At 69.1% G+C, this 20359-nt stretch carries 18 protein-coding genes; 8 read left to right on the top strand and 10 right to left on the bottom strand.

Annotated elements, in window-relative coordinates; all coding sequences use genetic code 11:
- The first annotated feature begins 226 nt into the window (after positions 1 to 226).
- Positions 227 to 1636, top strand: a complete 1410-nt coding sequence (rimK, locus tag OS124_RS0116030) for a 30S ribosomal protein S6--L-glutamate ligase (protein WP_010140805.1) — start codon at positions 227 to 229, stop codon at positions 1634 to 1636.
- On the opposite strand, the gene OS124_RS0116025 is transcribed toward rimK, so the two are convergent.
- On the bottom strand, positions 1605 to 2390 hold the full coding sequence (locus OS124_RS0116025) for a sulfite exporter TauE/SafE family protein (RefSeq protein WP_010140804.1): 786 nt from the start codon (positions 2388 to 2390) through the stop codon (positions 1605 to 1607). The genes rimK and OS124_RS0116025 overlap by 32 nt on opposite strands.
- Before the next feature lie 181 nt (positions 2391 to 2571).
- Here OS124_RS0116025 and OS124_RS0116020 point away from each other — a divergent pair, with 181 nt between their 5' ends.
- Positions 2572 to 2982: a hypothetical protein gene (locus OS124_RS0116020; RefSeq protein WP_010140803.1), complete on the top strand. Its 411-nt coding sequence runs from the start codon at positions 2572 to 2574 to the stop codon at positions 2980 to 2982.
- A 182-nt stretch (positions 2983 to 3164) separates the two neighbouring features.
- On the opposite strand, the gene OS124_RS0116015 is transcribed toward OS124_RS0116020, so the two are convergent.
- Positions 3165 to 3725 carry a fasciclin domain-containing protein gene (locus tag OS124_RS0116015; RefSeq protein ID WP_010140802.1) on the bottom strand — a complete coding sequence of 187 codons (561 nt, stop codon included), beginning with the start codon at positions 3723 to 3725 and terminating at the stop codon, positions 3165 to 3167.
- 164 nt (positions 3726 to 3889) lie between these two features.
- On the opposite strand from OS124_RS0116015, the gene OS124_RS0116010 reads away from it, so the two are divergent.
- Positions 3890 to 4723, top strand: coding sequence for a 3-keto-5-aminohexanoate cleavage protein (locus tag OS124_RS0116010; protein ID WP_010140801.1), 834 nt, complete (start codon positions 3890 to 3892; stop codon positions 4721 to 4723).
- A gap of 31 nt (positions 4724 to 4754) precedes the next feature.
- Here OS124_RS0116010 and OS124_RS0116005 read toward each other — a convergent pair whose 3' ends face one another.
- The 6 genes from OS124_RS0116005 to OS124_RS0115980 form a co-directional block, all read right to left on the bottom strand.
- Positions 4755 to 5909, bottom strand: a complete 1155-nt coding sequence (locus tag OS124_RS0116005; protein WP_010140800.1) for a WD40/YVTN/BNR-like repeat-containing protein — start codon at positions 5907 to 5909, stop codon at positions 4755 to 4757.
- 73 nt (positions 5910 to 5982) lie between these two features.
- On the bottom strand, positions 5983 to 6456 hold the full coding sequence (locus tag OS124_RS24940) for a MarR family winged helix-turn-helix transcriptional regulator (RefSeq protein ID WP_010140799.1): 474 nt from the start codon (positions 6454 to 6456) through the stop codon (positions 5983 to 5985).
- Positions 6457 to 6555: 99 nt separating this feature from the next.
- Positions 6556 to 7878, bottom strand: coding sequence for a TRAP transporter large permease (locus OS124_RS0115995; RefSeq protein ID WP_010140798.1), 1323 nt, complete (start codon positions 7876 to 7878; stop codon positions 6556 to 6558).
- Complete coding sequence (locus OS124_RS0115990) at positions 7875 to 8465, bottom strand: TRAP transporter small permease subunit (RefSeq protein WP_010140797.1); 591 nt, start codon at positions 8463 to 8465, stop codon at positions 7875 to 7877. Before OS124_RS0115990 ends, OS124_RS0115995 begins: the two co-directional genes overlap by 4 nt.
- A 118-nt stretch (positions 8466 to 8583) precedes the next feature.
- Positions 8584 to 9621, bottom strand: a complete 1038-nt coding sequence (locus OS124_RS0115985; RefSeq protein WP_010140796.1) for a TRAP transporter substrate-binding protein — start codon at positions 9619 to 9621, stop codon at positions 8584 to 8586.
- 541 nt (positions 9622 to 10162) lie between these two features.
- Positions 10163 to 10519 (bottom strand): hypothetical protein, encoded by a 357-nt coding sequence (locus tag OS124_RS0115980; RefSeq protein ID WP_010140795.1) that lies wholly within the window; start codon positions 10517 to 10519, stop codon positions 10163 to 10165.
- A 265-nt stretch (positions 10520 to 10784) separates the two neighbouring features.
- Between OS124_RS0115980 and OS124_RS0115975 the strand changes: the two genes are divergently transcribed.
- Positions 10785 to 11759, top strand: a complete 975-nt coding sequence (locus OS124_RS0115975; protein WP_010140794.1) for a glutathione S-transferase family protein — start codon at positions 10785 to 10787, stop codon at positions 11757 to 11759.
- Positions 11760 to 11797: 38 nt separating this feature from the next.
- Here the strand turns inward: OS124_RS0115975 and OS124_RS24935 are convergent, their stop codons facing one another.
- Positions 11798 to 12277 carry a response regulator transcription factor gene (locus tag OS124_RS24935; RefSeq protein WP_337459428.1) on the bottom strand — a complete coding sequence of 160 codons (480 nt, stop codon included), beginning with the start codon at positions 12275 to 12277 and terminating at the stop codon, positions 11798 to 11800.
- Positions 12278 to 12623: 346 nt separating this feature from the next.
- On the opposite strand from OS124_RS24935, the gene OS124_RS0115965 reads away from it, so the two are divergent.
- The 3 genes from OS124_RS0115965 to OS124_RS0115955 all read left to right on the top strand — a co-directional run bounded on the left by OS124_RS0115965 (position 12624) and on the right by OS124_RS0115955 (position 15740).
- Positions 12624 to 13559 carry a threonine-phosphate decarboxylase gene (locus OS124_RS0115965; RefSeq protein ID WP_010140791.1) on the top strand — a complete coding sequence of 312 codons (936 nt, stop codon included), beginning with the start codon at positions 12624 to 12626 and terminating at the stop codon, positions 13557 to 13559.
- Complete coding sequence (gene cbiB, locus OS124_RS0115960; protein ID WP_010140790.1) at positions 13556 to 14464, top strand: adenosylcobinamide-phosphate synthase CbiB; 909 nt, start codon at positions 13556 to 13558, stop codon at positions 14462 to 14464. The genes OS124_RS0115965 and cbiB overlap by 4 nt, the downstream gene beginning before the upstream one ends.
- An 88-nt stretch (positions 14465 to 14552) precedes the next feature.
- Positions 14553 to 15740, top strand: coding sequence for a lytic murein transglycosylase (locus tag OS124_RS0115955; RefSeq protein ID WP_010140789.1), 1188 nt, complete (start codon positions 14553 to 14555; stop codon positions 15738 to 15740).
- A 259-nt stretch (positions 15741 to 15999) separates the two neighbouring features.
- Here OS124_RS0115955 and smc read toward each other — a convergent pair whose 3' ends face one another.
- A complete protein-coding gene (gene smc, locus OS124_RS0115950) occupies positions 16000 to 19455 on the bottom strand; it encodes a chromosome segregation protein SMC (protein ID WP_010140788.1) in 3456 nt (1151 codons plus the stop codon).
- 270 nt (positions 19456 to 19725) lie between these two features.
- Between smc and OS124_RS0115945 the strand changes: the two genes are divergently transcribed.
- Entirely contained in the window at positions 19726 to 20193 is a 468-nt protein-coding gene (locus OS124_RS0115945; protein WP_010140787.1) for a GNAT family N-acetyltransferase, read from the top strand.
- The last annotated feature ends 166 nt before the right edge of the window (positions 20194 to 20359 follow it).

Genomic DNA, 20359 nt, shown 5'->3' with positions numbered 1-20359 from the left:
CGCCCCCCACCCCGCCTGGGCCAGGCACCATGCGCCACCATGGCAGCGCTTTCCGGCGCCACCCGCGCGCCCCGCGCCGACCGGGCAGACCCCGAAGACGCAGCCCAGTGAACCGGCAGCGGCAATCGGCTGCCCCCCATTGCGCCCGGCGGGGTCCGTCCTTTAAGGCGCCTGTTACGAAGTGCAGCGACAACCGATTCCATCGGCGCATTCAGAAGGACCCGTCATGGCGCAATTCACACTCGGCTGGGAAGAATGGCTTTCCCTTCCCGGCCTCGGCCTGCCCGCGATCCGCGCCAAGGTGGACACCGGCGCCAAGACCTCGGCGCTGCACGCCTTCGCCATCGAGCCCTTCGGCTCGTCCGACAAGCCCATGGTGCGGTTCGCCATCCATCCCGATCCCGCCGACCCGGACCTGGAAATCATCTGCTCGGCACCGCTGAAGGACCGCCGCGAGGTCACCTCGTCAAATGGCGAGACCGAGTTGCGCTTCGTCATCGAAACCGAGGTCGCCATGGGCGACCGGCGCTGGCCGCTGGAAGTGACGCTGACCGATCGCGGCGCCATGGCCTACCGCATGCTGCTCGGCCGCTCGGCCATTGCCGAGGACATGATCGTCTCGCCGACGCAGAGCTACCAGCAGCCCGAGCTCTCCTTCGAGGCCTACCGCAGCACCCCGCGCCTGAAGCAGCACCGTCGCGCGCTGCGGCTTGCGGTGCTCACCCGTGAGCCCGACAACTACTCGACCCGCCGGCTGATCGAAGCGGCCGAGGCGCGTGGCCATACGCTGGAGGTGATCGACACCTCGCGCTGCTACATGAACATTTCCGCCGTCGGCGCCGAGGTCCATTACGATGGCCGCCGCCTGCCCCACTATGACGCGGTGATCCCGCGCATCGGCGCCTCGATCACCTCCTACGGCACTGCCGTGGTGCGCCAGTTCGAGTCCCTGGGCACCTATTGCCTCGCCGGCTCGGAGGGCATCGCCATGTCGCGCGACAAGCTCTATGCCCACCAGGTTCTGGCCCGCCATCACATCGGCATGCCGACAACCGCCTTCGCCCGCTCGCCCAAGGACAGCTCGAACCTGATCCAGCTGGTCGGCGGCGCGCCCCTGGTGCTGAAGCTGCTCGAATCGACGCAGGGCAAGGGTGTGGTCCTGGCCGAGACCAAGAAAGCCGCCGAGACGGTGATCTCGGCCTTCCGCGGCCTGAAGGCCGACTTCCTCGTTCAGAGCTTCGTCAAGGAGGCCGCAGGCGAGGACATCCGCTGCCTGGTCGTCGGCGGCAAGGTCGTGGCCGCGATGCGCCGGCGCGGCGCGCCGGACGACTTCCGCTCGAACCTGCATCAGGGTGGCACCGCAGAAACGGTGCGGATCTCGAAGGCGGAACGGGATACGGCGGTGCGCGCCGCCCGCGCGATGAAGCTGGACCTCGCCGGGGTCGACATGCTGCGCGGTGACGACGGCCCGAAGGTGCTCGAGGTCAACTCCTCGCCCGGGCTGGAAGGGATCGAGAAGACCTCGCGCAAGGAGATCGCCACCCTGGTGATCCAGCACATCGAGGCCAAGGTGGCACCGCGCAGCCCGCGCGCCCGGCGCGCGCCTAGGAAAGCAACGCCCGGCGCAGCAGGTTGAGGCCGGCAACCAGCAGCACCACCAGCGTGGCGCGGCGGAAGGTGGCCTGGTCGATGCGGTCCTGAAGGCGGAAGCCCAGGGCCATGCCCGCCAGCGCCACCGGCACCATGACCACCGAGAAGGGCAGCGTCTCGGCCCGCAGCACGCCAGAGCCGAAATGCGCGCCCAAGAGGGCCACGGCGCCCAGCCCGTAGATCACGCCCTGCACCCGGACCTGCTCGGTCTTGGGGGTGTCGAGGGCGGTCAGATAGGCCACGGTCGGCGGCCCCCAGACGCCCGAGAAGCCGCCGATGAAGCCCGCGAAGCTGGCCACCGCCAGTTCGACGCCGCGCTTCGGCGGCTGCGCCAGGGTCAGCGCCCGGCCCGTCAGCTGGGTCAGCGCGAACAGCACGATGGGCCCGCCGATCATCAGCAGGATCACCTGTTGCGGCAGCACCCGTACCAGCTGGGCCGAGAGCATCAGCATGACGAAGGCCACGCCGAGGAAGACCCGGAAGCGCTTCACCACCTGCCAGGCGGCGCCCGGCCCCTGGCGCAGCGCCTGCCAGCCGTTGGTCGCCAGGGTCGGCAGGATCAGCCCGGCCAGCGCCCAGTCCGGCCCGACGAAGCTGCCGAGGCCGGAAATCATGATCATAGGCATGGCAAAGCCCACCATGCCCTTCACCAGCCCGGCAATCAGCGCCACCGCGAAGATCGCCCCCCAGGCCAGCGCACTCAGGCCCACGGGGCCGGGAAGGTGCAGAAACTCGGTCATGCCCGATCCCTACACCCGCCCCGGCCCGGCCAGAAGCGAAAAGCGCACATCGGATCGGGACGGCCCGAGGCAGGCCGGGCAAGGGCGATGCGACTAAAATTCTCCGGGCAATTCAGGTGACTTCACCGGGCGGTGCGGGCATAGGCAAAAGGTCCGGCGGCGACTCCGCCCGGAGGGTGTGATGCAGTTCCAGATCCGACTAGGCCTGATCCTCGGCGCGCTTATCCTCGGCGGCGCGCTCGGCATCCTCGTGCCGCGCGTCCACATCGAGGGGCTTTCCGGGCCGCCGGACGTGGCGATCCACGAACTGCCCCGCGACGCGGCCCGCAACTGCGAGCCGGCGGTCTTCCTGGGCGAGGGGCCCGGCCCCGGGGGCGGCCTGCCCATCCGGACCGGCCCCGGCGAGGTCTACCGCACACGGCAAGAGCTGAGCCATGGCGACACCTTCCTTGTCTTTGAATATCGCGGCCCCTGGGCCGGCATCGTCTACGGCCACAACCGCGAGGTCTGCGGCGCCCAGGTCCGCCGCGTGGTCAGCGCACCGCGACAGGGGTGGGTGCCGGTGCAATACATCTCCTACATGCCGAACTAGGCCAGAACCGGAACCAGTCCGGGGGCAGCGCCGGACCGCTCGAACAGCGACACCAAGGCGGAGGATCTGCCCAGGGTGAGGGACCCGCCCGGCAGGGGGAAGAGAGCCCGAAATGGAAACGGGCCACCCGAAGGGCAGCCCGTTCCGACTCAAAACGTCACTCTTTACATGTACCGCGCGGATCAGCCCGCCTGGCCGGAGGGCAGGATCACGCGGTCGATCACATGCACGACGCCGTTCGACTGGTCGACATCGGCGATGGTCACGGTTGCGACGCGGCCATTCTCGTCTTCCAGCTTCAGCTCGTCGCCTTCCATGTAGGCCTTCAGCATGCAGCCGCCGACGGTGGGCACCATGTGAGAGCCGCCGTCATCGGCGATCATGCCGGCGATATCGGTCGAGAAGGCCTCGGTCGCGACCACGTGGCAGGTCAGGATCTGCGTCAGCTGGTCCTTGTTCTCTTCCATCAGCAGCGCGTTCAGGCTGTCTTCCTTGATCATGCCGAAGGCGTCATTGGTCGGCGCGAAGACGGTGAACGGGCCCTCGCTGGCCAGGGTGTCGACAAGGCCTGCAGCCTGGACGGCGGCGACCAGGGTGGTCAGGTTGGGCGCGGCCGAGGCGTTCTCGACGATGGTCATGTCCGCCATCATCGGGGCTCCGCCAACCATCGGGTTGTCGGCGGCGAAGGCGGCGGTTGCGGTGCCGGCGATCAGGGCGGCGGTCAGGGCAATCTTGCGGGTCATTCTCATATTCCTCCAGTTGTACCCAGTCAGCCTCCTTGCTGGCTGGTTAACCGGGGGTACGGGCGGGTTTCGCGTTCGGTTCTAAAACAGGGCATCACGCCTGCGTGACACGGGCGTGAGGCGCGCCTGTTGACAGCCCCGGCAGGCAGGTCATTACTGCGCCCATGGATCCCAAACCCTGCATCATCTGCGTCGCCATCACCGGCTCGCTGCCCCGCAAGAGCGACAATCCCGCCGTCCCGATCTCGGTCGCGGAACAGGTGGAGTCGACCCAGGAGGCCTTCGAGGCCGGCGCCTCGATCGTCCACGCCCATGTGCGCAACGACGACGAGACGCCCAGCTCCGACCCCGAGAAATTCGCCGCCCTGAAGGAAGGACTGGAAAAGCACTGCCCCGGCATGATCATCCAGTTTTCCACCGGCGGGCGGTCGGGGGCCGGGCAGACGCGGGGCGGGATGCTGCCGCTGGCGCCCGACATGGCCTCGCTCTCGGTCGGGTCGAACAATTTCCCGACCCGGGTCTACGAGAACCCGCCGGATCTGGTCGACTGGCTGGCCGCAGAGATGAAGACCCACGGTGTGCGCCCCGAGATCGAGGCCTTCGACCTGAGCCACATCCACCAGGCGGCGAAGATGTACGCCGACGGGCGGCTGGAGAAATCTCCCTACGTGCAGTTCGTCATGGGGGTGAAGAACGCCATGCCGGTCGACCGCGATGTCTTCGACTATTACCGCGCGACCATGGCCCGGCTGCTGCCGGACAGCGAATGGTGTGCTGCCGGGATCGGCGCGCAGCAGCTGACGCTGAACGAATGGGTGGTCGAGACCGGCGGCCACGCGCGCTGCGGGCTCGAGGACAACATCCGCCTCGACAAGACCACCCTCGCGCCCTCGAACGCGGCACTGGTCCAGCGGGTCACCGCGCTTTGCGAGAAGTACGAGCGGCCCGTCGCGACCTGGCAGCAGGCGCGCCAGATCCTCGACCTGCCGCTGCGCTGAGGCTCAGGCCCGGGGACCGGCACGGGGCCGCTCAGGGCCGGTCCAGCGCCTCGATGGCTAGGATGGTGGGCAGGTGGCGGGCGATCTCGTGCCAGCTGTCCCCCTCGTCGAAACTGCCGAAGACAGAGCCCGAGTTGGTGCCGAAGTAGATCCCGGCCGGATCGCGGCTGTCCCCGGCCATGGCCTGGCGCAGCACGGTGAAGAAGCAGCCCTCTTGCGGCAGCCCCTCGCGCAGCCCTTCCCAGGTGGCGCCGGCATCGCGCGAGCGCCAGACGGCGGCGGCGGCCTCGGGCGGGAAGCGCCCCGCCATGTCGCCGTTCAGCGGGAAACACCACAGCGTATCCGGGTCGCGCGGATGCACCCGCACCGGAAACCCGAAGGCCGAGGGCAGTCCCGCCGAGATATCATCCCAGCTGCGCCCGCCATCTTCGGACCGCCAGGCGCCCTCGTGGTTCTGCTGGTAAAGCCGCTCTCCCCCGCCGGGCGCGCGCATCATGTTGTGGACACAGTGCCCGACCTCGCCGTCCTTCGGCCCGGCGGGATGGTGGTGGTGGGCGCAGACATCGGCGTTGGACAGCCGGTTGCGCCGCTCCCAGGTGGCGCCGCCATCCTCGGTGGCAAAGACCCCGGCGGCCGAGATCCCCAGCCAGCTCCGCGCCGGGTCGGTGGGGTGCGAAACGATGGTGTGCAGGGTCAGCCCTGCCCCTCCGGGCTGCCAGCTGCCGGCAGAGGGATGGTCGGTCAGCCCCTCGACCTTTTCCCAGGTCTTGCCGTGGTCGCGGCTGGCCAGAAGCTGCGCCGGCTTGGTCCCGGCATAGAGCACCCCGTGGGCGTAGTGCAGCGACCAGACCTGGCTGAAGTCCGTTCCGAAAGGCAGCGGCGTCTCCGTCCAGCCGATCATCTCGGCAAAGCCCGCGTCATTGGCGGCCCAGTCGTCCATCTGCCCCTTCGTCATGCGCGCGCAGGCCCAGCTCTTGCCGCCGTCCTCCGAGCACCAGACCCCGGCACCGCACCAATCGCCCCCGCCTCCGGCCCAGATCCGCCCGCTTTCGGGATCGCCGATCACATGGTTGATCGGCCAGCCGTCGCAGAAGGGCCCGGACACCTTCCAGCCGCTGCGCCCGGCGTCGCCGTCCAGCAGGAAGGCCCCCTTGCCGGTGCCTATCAGGATCGTCACGCCGCCCATTCCAGCCTCCCTGCAGGGTTTACCTTGGGGCAGCATAGCATCCCCGCGGCGAATCCTCGCGGGAAATCCGGGCTCAGCCCTCGGGCGGCGCGATCCGCTCGAGCAGGGTGATGAGGCGCGCGCGGTCGCGCGGGGGAAGTGCGGCCAGCATGCGGTCTTCCTGCGCCTGCATCAGCGCATCGGCCCGGCGGCAGAGGCTGCGGCCCGCCTCGGTCGGCAGCAGCGTCCAGACCCGCCGGTCCCCCTCGATCCGTCGCCGCTCGATCCAGCCGGCGGCCTCCAACGCCTCGACGGTACCCACCGTGTTCGACCGCTCGGCCGAGAGCACCCCGGCCAGCTCCCCTTGCCGCAACCCCGGCCGGTCGCAGATCACAGACAGCGCGGCATAGGTCGCGCCGCGCAGCCCCAAAGGCTCCAGGCAGCGCCCGGCCTCGGAATGCAGCAGGTGATGGGCCCGCTTAAGCGCCGGGCCGACCAGCCCGCGCAGCGACAGCGGTGCGCTGCCGGCCTCATGGTCGGTGCCCCTGCTCTCGGTTCCGGCCGTCATCCTGCCCTCCGCGGTCTTTCCCCCGGGGCCTACCCTAGGGTGAGCCGACCGCCCGAGAAAGCCCCGCCGGACCCGCGAAAGGGTCCGACGTGCGCCTGCCTAGTGGAAGATCCGCAGCAGGAACAGCGAGATCGACGGGAAGAGCACCAGCAGCGTGACGCGCACCAGATCCGAGGCAACGAAGTACATGACCGCCCGGTATGTGTGCGAAATCGGGGTCTCGCGATCCATCGAGTTGATGACGAAGAGGTTCATCCCCACCGGAGGCGTGATCAGCCCGACCTCGACCACGATCAGCACGATGATGCCGAACCAGATCGCCACCTCTTCGGTGCTCATGCCGAAATCCAGCGCCGAGATGATCGGCCAGAAGATCGGGATGGTCAGCAGGATCATCGACAGCGAGTCCATCACGCAGCCCATGACGAGGTAGAGCAGCAGGATCATCACCAGCACCATCCAGGGGCTGAAGCCCTGCGAGGTGACCCAGAGCGACAGCTCCTGCGGGACCTGTGTCAGCGCCAGGAAGCCGTTGTAGAAGCCCGCGCCGAGCACGATGAAGAAGATCATCGCGGTCGAGCGCGCGGTGGAATAGAAGCTCTCCAGCCAGGCGCGGCCGCGCAACCCGCCGTTGACCAGCGCGATCAGCCCGGTGCCGAAGGCGCCGACGGCCGCCCCCTCGGTGGGGGTGAAGACGCCGAGGTAGATGCCCCCGACCACCGCCAGGAAGACCAGCAGCACCGGCCAGACATCGACAAGGGCGCGCAGGCGTTCGGGCCAGGGCATCGGGTCGCGATGGCCCGATGCCTCGGGGTGCAGCCGGGCGTAGATCATGATGGTGATCATGTAGCCCGCCGCCGCGAGGATGCCGGGCACGAAGGCCGCCATGAACAGCTTGGCGATGTTCTGCTCGGTCAGGATGGCATAGATGACCAGGATCACCGAGGGCGGGATCAGGATGCCCAGTGTGCCGCCCGCCGCCAATGTGGCGGTGGCGAAGCCGCCCGAGTAGCCGTGCCGCTTCAGCTCTGGCAGGGCGACCTGGCTCATCGTGGCGGCGGTGGCCAGCGAACTGCCGCAGATCGAGCCGAAGCCGGCGCAGGCGCCGACGGCGGCCATGGCCACGCCGCCCTTGCGATGGCCCAGGAAGGCCTCAGCGGCGCGGAACAGCGCCTGGCTCATCCCGCCGAGGGTGGCGAAATGGCCCATCAGCAGGAACATCGGCACGATCGACAGCGAGTAGCTGGAGAAGGTCGAATAGGTTTCAAGTTTCAGCTTGGACAGCACCACGGTGGTGCCGCCCGAGACCCAGGTCAGCCCCGCGAAGCCCATGGCGAACATCGCCAGACCGATGGGCATGCGCAGGAAGATCAGCAGCAGGAGGACGGGGAAGGACCACATCCCGATGGCAAAATCGCTCAATGCTCCGCCCCTTCCTGGCTCGGCAGCAGCACGCGGCCGCTGACCAGTTCGACGATCCGTGCAAGGGCCGTGTAGGTGCTGACGGTGCCGGCCACGCAGGCGGCGGCGAAGGAGGCCGCGAAGGCCCACCAGACCGGGAACTGCAACAGGAAGGTTGTCTCGTTGTAGCGCATCTTGCCCTGCATGCCCTCGTAGAGCCGCCAGGCGATGACGATCAGCACGGCGGCGAAGACGACTTCCCAGAAGGCGATCAGGGCGCGGTTGATGCCCTCGGGCAGGGCCGAGGTGAAGATGTCGACCGTGGCATGGGCGCCGCTGATCTGGGCCAGCGGCAGGAAGGCGAAGATGGTGAAGGCGATGCCCGCCTCGACCAGCTCGAAGTCGCCGGTGATCGGGCCCAGGCCCGCGTCCAGCAGGCGCTGAGCCAGTGGCCCGGCCAGGGCCTCGACCCAGCCCAGATGCAGCAGGCCGTTCAGGGCTCGACCGGTCACCGAGACCACCGTCAGCAGGACCAAGATGGTCAGGACCAGCCCGCCGAGGATCGCCATGATCCGCGCAAGCCACAGGAAGAGTGGATAAAGTCGCAAGAAATCTCTCCGGGGGAGGCGCCCCCGGGTGCGGCCCGGGGGCGGGGTTTGAGGCAGTCGCGGGCCGCCTCCCGGCGCCCGCGCAACCGGCACCCCGGGCGGGGTGCCACGGGGCAGATTACATCTCGCTGTACTTGGCGATCAGCGCCTTGGCCTCTTCGACCATGGCGGCACCGTCAAGTCCGCGTCCGTTCATCTCTTCGATCCACTCCGCCTCGATCTCGGCGGCGGGGGCCTTCCACGGGGCGATCTGTTCAGGCGTCAGCTCGATGATGTTGTTGCCCGCGTCGACGGCCAGCTGGCGGCCGATCTCGTCGCCCTGCGCCATCACCTCACCGGCAAAGCCCGAGAACTCGAGCCCCGAGTTGTTGTCGATCACCGCCTTCAGGTCGTCGGGCAGCGCGTCGTACTTGGCCTGGTTCATCCCCATGAACATCGTGGCGACATAGAGCGTCTCGCCCGGGAACTCGGTGTGGTTCTCGACCAGCTCGGAGATCTTCAGCGAGGTGGTGACCTCCCACGGGATCACCGTGGCGTCGATCACGCCCTTCGACAGCGCCTCGGGGACGGCGGGCACCGGCATGCCGATCGGCGTCGCGCCGAGGCGGCCGAAGTACATGTTGGTCACGCGCGAGGGCGCGCGCAGCTTGACGCCGTTGAGGTCGTCGGGCGAGGTCACCGGGTCATCCGAGTGGATCACGCCGGGGCCATGCACCCAGAGGCCCAGCATCTTGATGCCCTCGAACTCGGTATCCATCATGTTGTTTTCGGTGAATTCCCAGAACGCCTTGGAGGTCGCCTCGGGGCCGGCCGCGATGAAGGGCAGCTCGAAGACCTCGGTCGAGGGGAAGCGGCCGGGGGTGTAGCCCGGCAGGGTCCAGATGATGTCGGCCACGCCGTCGATCACCTGGTCGGCCAGCTCGGGCGGGGTGCCGCCAAGCTGCATCGCCGGGAACTGCTGGATCTTGATGCGACCGTCGCTCTCGGCCTCGATCTTGTCGGCCCAGACGCTCAGCGCCATCTTCGGCACGATCGCCTGCGCGGGCAGGAAATAGTGCATCTTCAGGGTCACGTCCTGGGCCTGGGCCGCAAGCGTGGTGCCGGCCAGCATTGCAACGGCAGTCAGCCCCCGCAGGGCCGTTTTCATCATGGTCATGTCAATCCTCCCAAATGGCGCGCCCCTTTCGGCGTCCGGCCCAGGAGGGTTTCGTGGCGTCCCCTTCCTGCTTTCCGACCTCTACCTCCGGGTCGGAACCGGACACCTGGCGGGGCGTCACTCGGGCTCAGGATGCAAGGCGGCCCGCCGCATGTCAAATCCGCGATACTACTGAGAACGATCATTTTCTCTAATAATGCAGATGCCATGGCGCAGCGGATTTGCCTGCGGCCCGGGGGGATCAGGTGGCGGGCCGGCACGCCCGGCGACGCGTGAAGGCCGCCTGGCGGGCAGCCGACCACGCCAAGAGGTGAGGCCCCCTGCGGAGAGAGGATGAGGCCGGGGCGGGGAAACCGGCGGCGCGGACCCGTCGTCCGACGGGTCACCCGGCGCAAGGGCCTGCATGGCCATGCCTGCGACCACGGCGCCTTTCGAGTACGGTCAGCTGGTCCCCGGGCCGTCAGAAACGGCACATTGGGCGGCCGGCACCGGCAGGCGGCCGCCAGCTTCGGGGCAGGTCATCTTGCCCTGGTCGCGCCCGTCAGTCTGCGGCCGGCCCCAGAAGGGCCACGGGCGCATCGGCGTCCTTCTGGAAATCCAGCGGCGCACTGTCCCGCGCCGGCGTGGCGCGCTTGAACTCGTACCGCATTTCGCCGCCCAGCTCTTCGGAGGCGATGATCAGGCAGGTGGCCAGGAAACGGCTGCCTTCGAACAGCTCCACGTGACCGCGCAGGCGCGGCACCACGTCGGCATCGACCGAAAAGCCGTTTTCCCAGCGGTTCAGCACCGGGAAGCTCTGGCCGTCGGCCTCAACCCGCAGCCGGCTGGCCTTGCGGGCGCGGTATTTGCGGGCCTGTTGCAGCCCCTCTTCGAGGTCTTTCGGAAGAAAGGTCGTCATGATGTTCCCGAAGCTCCCTGCATCGCACCTCCCGAAGATGGCCCGGGAAGTCTTGCGTTCAAGTTAACCAAAGTCCGAAAGCGGGGACAGGGCAAATCCGCCACAGGCGATCCTCGTCCGAGCGCGCAGGGAAGGTCATCGCAGGCGCCTCATGTGCAGGGATGCACGAGGTCTGCGCAGACATCGGCCTTTGCCAGACTGCCCCTGCCCGCTACCTCTTTCCCAACGCCCCGCGATCCGGGGCCATGCATTGAAGGAGGGCACCATGGGTTTGCTCGTCGACGGAGAATGGAAAGACAAGTGGTATGACACCAAGAGCACGGGCGGTACGTTCGTGCGTCAGGCCTCGCAGTTCCGCAACTGGATCACCGCGGATGGTCGCGCCGGCCCCAGCGGCAAGGAGGGCTTCAGGGCCGAGAGCGGGCGCTATCATCTCTATGTCTCGCTCGCCTGTCCCTGGGCACATCGGGCGCTGATCTTCCGCGCCCTGAAGGGCCTCGAAGAGCACATCGGCGTCTCTGTGGTTCATCCCGAAATGCTGTCAGAGGGCTGGGAGTTCCGCGATGACTTCGACGCGGCCACCGGGGACGACCTCTTTGGTTTCCGCTACCTGCGCGAGGTCTACCTGAAGGCCGAACCCGGTCTGACGACCCGCGTCACGGTCCCGGTTCTCTGGGATCGCCAGACCGGGCAGATCGTGTCGAACGAAAGCGCCGAGATCATCCGCATGTTCAACAGCGCCTTCGACGGGATTACCGGCAACACCGACGATTACGCCCCCGAGGCCCTGCTGCCGCAGATCGACGCGCTGAACGAGCGGATCTACGACACCGTCAACAACGGCGTCTACAAGGCCGGTTTCGCCACCAGCCAGCAGGCCTATGACGCGGCGGTGACCCCGCTGTTCGAAAGCCTGGACTGGATCGAAGGCATCCTGTCGGAGAACCGCTACCTCGCCGGAGACCGGCTGACCGAAGCCGACTGGCGGCTTTTCACCACGCTGATCCGCTTTGACAAGGTCTATCACACGCACTTCAAGTGCAACCTGAAGCGGATCGTGGATTACCCCAGCATCTGGGGCTATGTCCGCGAGCTTTACCAGGCGCCCGGCGTGGCGGGGACGGTGAACTTCGACCACATCACGCGGCACTACTACTTCAGCCATGACACGATCAATCCGCACCGCATCGTGCCGATCACCCCGGACCTCGACCTGATGGCGCCGCACGGGCGCGGCTGAACCGCCGCGCGCCCCGCACGGGGCGCGCGGCGATGTCTTCACTTGCCGCCGTGGCGCGCGTCCGGCACGGCGGCTTCCAGCTTCGGCGCCTTGCCGTAGTGCTCGACCAGCGCCGCCAGATCGGTGGCCGGGGCATCGCTGTGCATCATGGCGCAGGCATTGCCGGCGTGGCGGAAGATCGACCCGTCAGAGAAGAAGCTGGTGTTGGTGACGAAGATCACCTTCGCCTCGGGCTGGCGGTAGCTGGCGAAATCCGACACTGCCAGGGCCGAGCCATGCTCGAGCACGAGATCCAGGACCACCACGTCAAAGGGCACCCGTTGCAGATAGGCGATGGCGGCGTCCTGTCCGTGGGCCAGGCATGTTTCGCAGCCCAGACGGTCGAGATGCCGTTTCCACAGCCAGCCAAGGTTCGGCTCGCTCTCGACGATCAGTGCGTGGATGGGTCCAGCGCTCCACTCGGCGAGTTCCTCGCGCGGATGCGGGCATTTGCCCGAGATGTCGACGACCTTGCCCAAGATACTGCTCCCGGCCGGCGGCGGCCCCTCGGGCAGCAGATCCGGCACGTTCATTCGACTAAAGTCTGAGCCCAAAGTGCTAACAAACAATTAACGCGATTAGGCCTCGGTTAACGCTCCGGCGCCAGTTCGGCGCGAAACGGCCTCATGGCAGGCACGCTTCCGCCGATTGCCGGGGCCTGACGGGCGGAGCTTTGCCATTTGGCAAAGCCGTGCGCCTGTGGTGAAAGGGCCTCACCGCAATACGAGAGACTGCTGCCTTGCCGATGCCCTTTCCGTTGATGCCGCTGCCGTTGATGCAAAGTGCCCCGGGCCTGCCCCTGCCCGGCCCGGTGGAGACGCGCGCATGAGCCTTCGCGACCATGGCGGCAACATCGACGCCGCATGCGCCCGCTTCGGCGGCACCCGTGCCGACTGGCTTGACCTCTCGACCGGGATCAACCCGGTGCCCTACCCTCTGCCCGCGCTGACGCAGGAGGCCTGGACCGACCTGCCCGATGCCGGTGCCCGCGAGGCGCTGATCGCCGCCGCCCGCCGCTTCTGGAACGTGCCGGACGAAGCCGCCATCCTGCCCGTGCCCGGCGCCTCGGCGGCCATCGCCCAGATCCCCCGGCTGGCGCCCCCCTCCAGCGTCGAGATCCCTGCCCCCACCTATAACGAGCACGCCGCCGCCTTCGAGCGCCACCGCTGGCAGGTTCGCGCAGAGGGCCCGGCGCGCGGCCTCGTGCTGGTACACCCCAACAACCCCACGGGCGCCTTCCATCCGGCACCGGCACCGCACGGCCTGACCGTCATCGACGAAAGCTTCTGCGACGTCGCGCCCAAGCGGTCCCACGTCGGTCTCTGCCCGCGGTTCGACCTGCTGGTGCTGAAGAGCTTCGGCAAGTTCTGGGGTCTCGCCGGGCTGCGCCTGGGCTTCGTGATCGGCCCCGCGAAACCGCTGCAGCGACTGGAAGAGATGCTTGGCCCCTGGGCGGTCTCGGGGCCTGCGCTGGCGGCCGGCACCGCCGCGCTGGCCGACCACGCCTGGGCCGCGCAGACCCGCGCCCGCCTGACCGCCGATGCCGCCCGCCTCGATGCGCTGATGACCGGCGCCGGGGCCGATCTGACGGGCGGCACCTCGCTGTTCCGTCTCTACGAGGTGCCCGATGCGGCCCGCATGCAGGACCACCTGGCGCGCCACCGCATCTGGAGCCGCATCTTCCCCTGGTCCCGCCATGCCCTGCGCCTGGGTCTGCCCGGCCCCGAGGGCTGGACCCGCCTGACGGAGGCCCTGTCATGAGCACCGCCCTGATGCTGGCCCTGGCCCTGGTCCTCGATGCCTGCTTCGGAGAGCCCCGCTGGCTGTGGGATCGCCTGCCCCATCCCGCCGTCCTTGCCGGGCGGCTGATCGGCGCCGCCGATGCGCGTTTCAACGAGGGCCGGGACCGGCGCCTGAAAGGGATCCTCCTCGTCGCCGGGCTGGTCCTGCTGGGCTGGGGGCTGGGCTGGTTCATCGCGCTCTTCGGCTGGCTGCCTCAGGTGCTGGTCGCCGCCGTGCTGCTGGCGCAGCGCTCGCTGGTCCAGCACGTGCGCGCCGTGGCGCTTGGCCTGCGCATGTCGCCCGGAGAGGGCCGCCGTGCCGTGGCCCGTATCGTCAGCCGTGACACGCGTGCCATGCAGCCCGCCGACATGGCCCGCGCCGCCATCGAGAGCGGCGCCGAAAACGCCTCGGACGGGGTGGTGGCGCCGGCCTTCTGGTTCCTCGTCGCCGGCCTGCCGGGGATGCTGGTCTACAAGCTGGTCAATACTGCCGATTCCATGATCGGCTACCGCACACCCCGGCACGAAGACTTCGGCTGGGCCGCCGCCCGGCTGGATGACCTGCTGAACCTGATCCCGGCGCGGCTGACCGCGCTGGCGCTGGCGGCGCTCTCGGGGCGGCTGTCGGACTGGTCGGCGATCGTCGCCGAGGCCCGCCGCCACCGCTCGCCGAATGCCGGCTGGCCAGAGGCCGCCATGGCCCGGGCGCTGGATGTCGCCCTGTCCGGGCCGCGCAGCTACGACGGGCAGATCCGCGACTATCCCTTCGTCCATCCCGCCGGCAACCGCCAGCCCGGCCCGGGCCGGATCGAGGCCGCCTGCACCTGGCTCTGGCGTCTCTGGAGCGCGCTTCTGGCGGCCTGCCTGCTGCTCGCGATGCTCTGATCTGCTGGTCGGGGGGCTCATTGGTCGGGGCATTGTCCGCCGGGGCTTCCCTGCTAGGTTGGACCGGAGACCGAAGAAGGAAGCCCCGATGTTCCGCCCCAAATCGATCCGTCATGCGCTGCTGCCGCTGGCCCTGCTGCTCTCGCCCCTGCCCGTGCTCGCCCAGGACTGCGGCGGCTCCTTTCCCGCCTTCGTCGAGGCGATGAAGTCCGAGGCCATCGCGCGCGGCCATGCCCCCGACCGGGTCGCGGCCTTCTTCGCCTCGGCCCGCCAGGATCCGGCGGTGATCGCGGCGGACCGCAAGCAGGGGGTTTTCCAGCTGGACTTCACCAGCTTCGCGCGGCGGCTGATCTCGCAGAACCGCATCGACAACGGCACGGCCAAGGCGGCGCAATATGCCAAGATCTTCGACCGGATCGAGCACGAGATGGGCGTGCCGCGTGGCATCCTGCTGGCCTTCTGGGCCTTCGAGACCGACTACGGCGGCTACCAGGGCGACTTCAACACCGCCAATGCGCTGATCACCCTGGCCCATGACTGCCGCCGTCCCGAGTTGTTCCGCCCCCAGGTCTTCGCGGCGCTGGAGCTTTACGAGCAGGGCGATTTCGATCCAGCCACCACCACCGGCGCCTGGGCCGGAGAGATCGGCCAGGTGCAGATGCTGCCCGCCGACATCATCGAGAACGGCGTGGATGGCGACGGCGACGGCCATGTGCGGCTGAAGACCTCGGCGCCGGATGCGCTGATGTCGGGCGCGAAGATGCTGCGCGCGCTCGGCTGGGCGCCGGGTCAGCCCTGGCTGCAGGAGGTGACAGTGCCCGCCTCCATGGACTGGTCCCGGGCGGGTCTCGACACGCAGATCGCGCCGCGTGACTGGCAGGCCCTTGGCGTCGCGCCGCGATCCGGCACCTGGCTGGGCGATCAGCCGGCCTCGCTGATCCTGCCGCAGGGCAAGGACGGGCCGGCCTTCCTCGCCTATCCGAACTTCTCGGTGCTCTTCGAGTGGAACCAGAGCTTCACCTACGTCTTGACCGCGGCCTATTTCGCCACCCGGCTGGAAGGGGCGCCGGTCTTCGATCCGGGCAACCCGGCACCGGGGCTGGAGGGCCCGCAGATGAAGCTGCTGCAACAGAAGCTGGCGGCGCGCGGCCATGACGTGGGCGAGATCGACGGCATCCTCGGCGCCGGTACGCGCGCGGCGGTCCGCGCGGTGCAGGGCGAGCTGGGCCTGCCGGTGGACGGCTGGCCGACGGCCGCGCTGCTGAACCGTCTCTAGGGGCGGCCTTTCCCCGCCCCGCGAGGGGCCGGGAAAAGGCCTTTGGCGCCCGACATCAGGGCGTCGTCGGAGAAGGAAAGGTCGCGGGGGCTCTGCCCCCGCCCACTACGCGGCCTCCCCCGCAGTATTTTCAGCCTCAGAATGGGACAAGCGGCCCCTTGCATCTATCCGACGGCTGAAAATACTGCCGCCGGAGGCCATCGCCAGACTGGCGATGATCCTCTGGGCGTTCGACCTCTGGACGATACTCCGAGCGAGATCAGGCGACCAGCTGTTCGGCCTTCTTGAGGTCGACGGAAACCAGCTGGCTGACCCCCTGCTCCTGCATCGTCACGCCGAAGAGGCGATCCATGCGGGCCATGGTGACCGCGTGGTGGGTGATGATCAGGAAGCGGGTCTCGGTGCGGCGGCACATCTCGTCCAGCATGTCGCAGAAGCGGGTCACGTTGGCATCGTCGAGCGGCGCGTCGACCTCGTCGAGCACGCAGATCGGCGCCGGGTTGGCGAGGAAGACCGCGAAGATCAGCGCCATGGCGGTCAGGGTCTGTTCCCCGCCAGAGAGCAGCGACAGTGTCGACAGCTTCTTGCCCGGCGGCTGGCACATGATCTCGAGTCCGGCGTCCAGAGGGTCTTCGCTTTCGACCAGCACGAGGTTGGCCTCGCCGCCGTTGAACAGGTGGCGGAAGAGCAGCGAGAAGTTGGTGTTCACCTGCTCGAAGGCGGTCAGCAGGCGCTCGCGACCCTCGCGGTTCAGGCCGGCAATGCCGTTCCTGAGGGCGCGGATGGCCTCTTCGAGGTCGGCCTTTTCGGCCACCAGGGTATCGTGTTCCTCGCGGACCTCCTTGGCATCTTCCTCGGCGCGCAGGTTCACCGCGCCCAGGCTGTCGCGCTGACGCTTCAGGCGGTTCACATCCGCTTCGACCTGGTCCGAGGGCGGCATGTCCTCGACGCCCATGTCCAGCGTTTCCAGAAGCTGCTTCGGGGTCTGTTCCAGCACCTCGCCGATGCGTTCGGCGGCATGGGTCACGGCCTCGGCGGCGGCCTCGGCACGGGCCTCGGCGCGGGCCCGGGCCTCGCGCGCTTCCGAAGCCGTGCGTTCGGCGTCCCGCTCTCCCGCCACGGCTTCGCGCAGGGCGGCCTCGGCGCCGGCCAGGGCATCGGCGGCAGCAGAGCGGCGGGCCTCGGCCTCTTCGATGGCCTCCGTCAGCTCTTCGCGCTGCATCTCCAGCTCGTCCGGCTCGGCCTGGGCCTCTTCCAGCTGCGCTTCGGCCTCGGCGCGGCGCTCGTCCAGCTCGGCGATGCGGCGGTCGGCGCTTTCCAGGCGGTGCCGCCAGCCCGAGACCTCTTTCGCGACCTCCTGGCGGCGCCGGGTGCGGGCGTCGCCCTCGCGGCGGATCTCGTCATGGGCCGCGCGGCGCGACATCATCGCCATGCGCGCGGCCTCGACCGCCATGCGCAGCTGTTCGATGCCGGCGCGGGCCTCGTCGAGATCCTCCAGCGTCTCGACCGCCGCCTCGGCCTCGCGCAGGCGGGCGCGGGCTTCCAGCGCCTCTTCCTCGTGGCGGCTGACCGCGTGCAGCAGACTTTCGACCCGGCTGGCGGCCAGGCTTCGGTCGGCCTCGGCGCGCGACAGGGCGCGGGCGGCCTCGGTCAGCTGGCGGTCAGCCTCGGCCCGGGCCTGACGGGCCGCCTTGTCGGCCTCGGAGGCGCGCGACAGGGCCTCGGCCAGGTCCTCATGCGCCATGCGGGCGCCCTCGGCGCGCTCTTCGGCGGCCTCGAGATCGGTGCGCAGGGCCTCCAGCCGGTTCATCTGTTCCAGCCGCAGCGCGGCGGCCGAGGGCGCATCCTCGGCGCCCGACCGGTAGCCATCCCACCGCCAGAGATCGCCGTCGCGGCTGACCAGCCGCTGACCGGGCCGCAGCGCGGCCTGCAGCGCAGCGCCCTCGCCGGACCCGACCACGCCGATCTGGCTCATCCGGCGGGCCAGCACGCCCGGCACCCTGACATGATCGGCCAGCGCCACCGTGCCCGCAGGCAGCGGTTGCGTCGCGTCGTAGCCCGGCAGGTCGACCCAGCCCGAGGCCATGTCGCCGCCGACCACCGGCGCGCGCAGGTCATCGGCCAGCGCCGCGCCAAGCGCCTTTTCGAAACCGGGATCCACCCGGACGTCATCCAGCAGCTGCGCCCCTTCCGAGGCATCGCGCTGCACCAGCCGCGCCAGCGCCGCGACCTCGGCCTGCAGCGCCTTGACCTCGCCTTCGGCGGCAGAGCGCGCGGCACGGGCATCGGCCTCGCCCGACTGGGCCTCGGCACGGGCGGCCTCGGCCTCGGCCTGGGCCTCTTCGGCGGCCTCGACCCGGGCGCGGGCCAGTTCCTCGCCCTCTTGCGCCGCCTCGAAGGCCTCGTCGGCCTCTGCCGTGCGCGCGCGCGCCTCGGTCACCGCCTCGCGGGCCTTCAGCGCCTCGGCCTCGCTGCGTTCGACGCCCTTTCGGCTGTCCTCAAGCAGGCGCTGCGCCGACTGGTGGCGGGCGGCAAGACGGGCGACATCCTCGGTCAGCTCGCCCAGATCGGCCTCGCGGTCCGACAGGACTGACCCCGCTTCCGCCGAAAGCTCCGCCGCCTCGGCCAGCCGCATCTCGTGGCCCTCGTGGGCCTTGGCGATCTCGCGCGCTTCCCAGTCCAGCCGCTCGATGGTCTCGCCGGCGTCCTTGTTCAGCCCCGCCTCGCGCTCGCGGTCGCGCACCAGTTGCTCGATCCGGCTCTTCAGCGTCAGGATCTGCTGCATGGCGCGCTCTTTCTCGGCACCGAGGCTGTCGCGCTGGACGGTCAGGCGCTGCAGGACCGCCGCCGCGATCGCCTCTTCCTCGCGCTTCGGCGGCAGCTGGTCCTCGAGCTGCTGGCGCGTGGCCGATCCCTCGCGGGCCACCCGCTCGGCGCCCGCCGCGGCGGTCGAGGCCTCGCGGAAGGCCGCCAGCGCCGCATTGCGCGCCTCGTCCGCCTCGCGCCAGCGACGATAGAGCAACATGCCCTCGGCCTGACGCAGCTCGGTCCCGATGGCGCGGTAGCGGGCCGCCTGACGCGCCTGACGGTCAAGCGAGGCCAGCTGGGTGGCGAGCTGTTCGATCACGTCATCGACGCGGGTCAGGTTCTGCTCGGCGCCCTTCAGCTTCAGCTCGGCCTCGTGGCGGCGCTGGTAGAGGCCCGAGATCCCCGCCGCCTCTTCCAGGATGCGGCGCCGGTTCTTCGGCTTGGCGTTGATCAGTTCCGAGATCTGGCCCTGCCGCACCAGCGCCGGGCTGTGCGCCCCGGTCGAGGCATCTGCGAAGAGCATCTGCACGTCGCGCGCCCGCACGTCCTTGGCATTGGCCTTGTAGGCGCTGCCCACGTCGCGGGTGATCCGGCGGACGATCTCGATCTGGTCCTCGTCGTTGAACCCCGCAGGCGCCAGCCGGTCCGAGTTGTCGATATGCAGCGTCACCTCGGCGAAGTTGCGCGCCGGGCGGCTGGCGGCACCGGCGAAGATCACGTCCTCCATGCCTCCGCCGCGCATCGCGGTCGGGCGGTTCTCGCCCATGACCCAGCGAAGCGCCTCCAGCAGGTTCGACTTGCCACAGCCGTTCGGCCCGACGACCCCGGTCAGCCCGGTGTTGATCATCAGGTCCGTCGGATCGACGAAGCTCTTGAAGCCGGTCAGTCTGAGCCGTGAGAAGTGCAAATGAGGGGTTCCCCGTCCTGCCTGCGGTGATTCCGTATTAGGCAGGAATGGTGCGAAGCGGGGCAGGATGAGTCAACAAGACCCACGCATGATATGGGGAAGGTTGGGTCGTTTTCCACAAGATATTGCGAATTCCCGCCGGTTGCGGCGGGATGGGGGGGGCGCGGGCGGGCGCGACGGGGTCTTGACCTCGGCCCGCGCGCTTCGTGAAGTACCCGGACATTCCCGACACGCCGGCTACACCCGGTGCGCAGACTGCAGGACGACCTGATGACGCTGACGATCTCCCCCGCCAACCCGCTCGACCCCGAGGCCTCGGCCCTGCTGGATGCCTCGCAGCTGCTGATGCGGACGCTGTTCAATCCCGAAGAGAACAACTTTCTCAGCCACGAGGCGCTCTGCGCGCCCTCGATCCGCTTCTTCGTCGCCCGCGAGGGGGACATGGCGCTTGGCTGCAGCGCCTTGCAGATCAAGCAGGGCTATGGCGAGGTGAAGAGCTTCTTCGTCACCGAGGCGGCGCGCGGCAAGGGGGTCGGCAGCGCCCTGCTGACCCGGATCGAGCAGGCCGCCACCGCCGAGGGGCTGACCTGCCTGAAACTCGAGACCGCCGAGGCGCTGGCCGCGGCCTGCCGCCTCTACGAGGCCAACGGCTTTGCCCGCTGTGGCGTCTTCGGCGATTACGCCGACAACGGGGTGTCGGTCTTCATGACCAAGGACCTTGTTGCGGCGGAGGCCTGAGGCAGCATGACGCGCCGTTCCTCCCCCCCGGACGCCGAGGCCTCTGCCGGCCCCCCGTGCAAGGACGCAAACGCGTTCGCTGTCCCCCTCGTCGCGGGACGGAGGCGGGCGAAAGATGGGGGCTCTGCCCGCGGTCGCCGGATCGCGACCGGCGAACGTCGGGCGA

This window comes from Oceanicola sp. S124 (assembly GCF_000220565.1).
Lineage (GTDB): Bacteria > Pseudomonadota > Alphaproteobacteria > Rhodobacterales > Rhodobacteraceae > Pseudooceanicola.
The sequence above is the reverse complement of the archived record's forward strand: the minus strand, read 5'-3'. Positions and strand labels throughout refer to the sequence as shown.